This window comes from Arthrobacter sp. MDT2-34-1 (assembly GCF_059091365.1).
Map to the genome: position 1 here is coordinate 1 of NZ_JBNHGO010000186.1, position 334 is coordinate 334.

1 protein-coding gene is annotated in these 334 nt (G+C 65.6%); it reads left to right on the forward strand.

Going from position 1 to position 334, the window contains the following annotated elements:
- Window positions 1–334, forward strand: a 334-nt coding sequence (locus AC5RVV_RS18295) for a hypothetical protein (RefSeq protein WP_494002750.1), incomplete at both ends; no start/stop codon positions are given.

Here is a 334-nt window from a genome sequence, read left to right on the forward strand (position 1 = left end):
CGAGGGCTTCGATATCGTCGTCGACACCACGCCGCACACGACGAAGCCGACGCTAGACGGGCTCAACATGCTCCGGTTCGGGGGCACGCTCGTGTCCGCGGGCGTCAAGGCCCCGACGATGGACGGCTTTCCGATCGGCATGCTTACGACGCGCAGCATCCGGCTCCTCGGTGCCGCCGGGCAGAACAACGAGGCATATCAGATCGCGGCGGACATCGTTGCGTCCGGGGCGATCCCGCTCGACCGGATGCGCACGCACGTCTTCGGATTCGACCAATTCGATCTCGCGCTCGACACGCTGGTGGGTAAGGTCGAGGGCGAACACGCCATCAAC